This window comes from Symbiobacterium sp. (genome assembly GCF_040797425.1).
Lineage (GTDB): Bacteria > Bacillota > Sulfobacillia > Symbiobacteriales > Symbiobacteriaceae > Symbiobacterium.
This window is the reverse complement of record NZ_JBFNEH010000121.1, coordinates 1-2194: the sequence shown is the minus strand read 5'-3', so window position 1 is coordinate 2194 and position 2194 is coordinate 1. Positions and strand designations below refer to the sequence as shown.

The following is a 2194-nucleotide window of genomic DNA, read 5'->3' as shown; positions in this document are numbered from 1 at the left end:
TGCTCACCATTCCCGGCAGGGCCGAGATCTGCCCGAGGCAGAAGACCGTGGCCAGAAACGCGGTGCGCTTCACCGGCAGCGTGCCGTAGAAGTCCATCTCGTGCCGGATGCAGAGCCAGGCGATGCGGGCAATTGCGAAGGATGCGGCGCCAAACGCAACCGACATCACCACGTTCCCCGCCAGGAACCAGTTGTTATCGGCCCCCGGCTGGATGACGTTGCGGCCGAACGCGTACAGGAAGCCCACGGGCATCAGGATGCTGAACATGACGAAGAACGGCAGGCTCGCCCGGTAGTCCGTGAACTGGAGCCGGAACAGGAGCCGGAACTGCTGCATCCAGGAGAGTGCAGGCTGCGGCCTGGCCCGGACCTCCTCCCTCGTGACGGCCTCAGCTGCCAATCGACTCACCCCCGCTCAGTTCCAGGTAGACGTCTTCCAGGTTGGGCGTCACAATGCGGAAGTCGTCCAGCGCGTCCAGCCGGGGCAGAACGTCGGCAATCGTCGCCGCCGCCTCCGGGCGGGGGACGCTGACCGCGTAACGACGGGCCCCCAGGGGGATGGCCGACCGCTCCGCCAGCCATCCGGCGGCCTCCTCGCCTCCCCCCGGCCGGAAGAGCAGTTCCAGCCGCACGTGCCCTTCCACCCTGCCCTTCAGCTCGCCGGGAGTGCCCGTCGCGCAGGCGTCCGTGCTCGAGGAGCTGGCGCAGTACTGGATGGCGAAGCAGAACTACGACAAGGCCGAGGCGTCATGCTGGGAAGCCCTCGATTTGCTGGAGGCCAAGGACGAGCCCATCCTCCGCGCCCGCCTCTACCGCATGCTGGGGCGGATCGCCGAGCGCACGGGCAGCGTGAAGTTGGCTCGCAACTACTACCGCCTGAGTCTGCACCTGTTCCGCGGCCTGAGGGCGGCCGGCGAGGTGGAGGAGACAACCGCCTGCCTCGCCGCCCTGGACGCAGGGGACACACCAGGGGGCACGCCTTGACCGGCCCCGCCGCCGGACCGGGGAGGCGCCCCTACGACGACCCCATTCGGCCTTCCCCGGCACCTTCCCCGACTGACACATCTTCCTGCGCCGTTTCGGCTTCCTTCAGCGGATCCCCGTAGCGCGGGCGCTGCTCCAGGCGCAACCGTTCCCAGTCGGCCCTCCGATAAGTCCGCAGCGTAAACGACGTCTGCTCGTCAAACCCCGCCGGGCTGCGGGAGAAGATCAGCGGCCGCACCTCGACCCGCCATCCCGCCAGCGGACCGGGGTCACGCAAGGCTGCCCGCTGCGCCTCCGTCTCGACGAAGAAGACCGCGACCCCGCCGGGCTCGCCGATGAAGTGGTCGTGGAAGACCACCAATCCCCGGCTCTTGTCGGCTACGTAGGCGTTCAGCAACCGGTTGGCCTCCGCCGGCGGCAACCCCTCCGGCGCCAGCGCGTAGACCAGGAAGCAGCGCGGGTTGCGAATGCTCTCCATCCGGACCCCTCCCCTTTCTGCACCGGATGTAGTGAACAATCGTGCCACCATCCGCCACATTCCTGCGCGACTGTTCCTCCGACCGCTGTCCTGTGCCCCGCCCGTCCGCCACCGGCACGCCGGGCCGCCTCCACCGATGGCGCCTCGCCTGCGGCCCCCACGCCGCGCCAGCTCGAGCGCCCCGCTCCCACAGGCATCCGTGCTGGCGTCTGAACGCCTCGGTTGCGTCGTGGTCGTCACAGTCCGACCCCCTCATCTGCGTGCCGGAAACTCTTGGCCGCCATACCTGGCGAGTTACCTCCGCGGCCCCAGATCATGACCCGGGTCCATCTCACAGGGCGCAGACTCGCCCCTGACGACCGGGAGTGTCAAGAAAAAGGCGTTCCCCCTCGGCCGGGGATGCTTTTTGTTGACACTCGCCAGCCTCACCACGCCTCAGACGATGATCCAGGTCCGTTTCACAGGGCGCAGACTCGCCCCTGACGACCGGGAGTGTCAAGAAGAAGGCGTTCCCCTTCGGCCGGGGGTGCTTTTTGTTAACACTCCCCAGCCTCACCACGCCCCAGACGATCCCCCGGGTCCATTTCACAGGGCGCAGACTCGCCCCTGATGACCGGGAGCGTCAAGAATAAGGAGTCACCCCTCGGCCAGAGGTGCTTTTTCCTGACAGTCGTCCTCCACGTCCTCCCACGCTGCAGCCCTTGCCGGTGGGCTAGGAGCCTGTCTGAGTAA

At 67.7% G+C, this 2194-nt stretch carries 4 protein-coding genes; 1 reads left to right on the top strand and 3 read right to left on the bottom strand.

The features are described 5' to 3' along the window. A partial coding sequence (locus tag AB2385_RS16940) for a hypothetical protein (RefSeq protein WP_367656185.1) occupies positions 1-400 on the bottom strand: 400 nt, incomplete at its 3' end. Further along, positions 390-632 carry a hypothetical protein gene (locus tag AB2385_RS16935; RefSeq protein ID WP_367656184.1) on the bottom strand — a complete coding sequence of 81 codons (243 nt, stop codon included), beginning with the start codon at positions 630-632 and terminating at the stop codon, positions 390-392. The genes AB2385_RS16940 and AB2385_RS16935, both read right to left, overlap by 11 nt. A 55-nt stretch (positions 633-687) precedes the next feature. Between AB2385_RS16935 and AB2385_RS16930 the strand changes: the two genes are divergently transcribed. Further along, complete coding sequence (locus AB2385_RS16930; RefSeq protein ID WP_367656183.1) at positions 688-984, top strand: hypothetical protein; 297 nt, start codon at positions 688-690, stop codon at positions 982-984. Between the two features lie 31 nt (positions 985-1015). On the opposite strand, the gene AB2385_RS16925 is transcribed toward AB2385_RS16930, so the two are convergent. Next, positions 1016-1462 carry a hypothetical protein gene (locus tag AB2385_RS16925; protein WP_367656182.1) on the bottom strand — a complete coding sequence of 149 codons (447 nt, stop codon included), beginning with the start codon at positions 1460-1462 and terminating at the stop codon, positions 1016-1018. Positions 1463-2194: the final 732 nt, after the last annotated feature.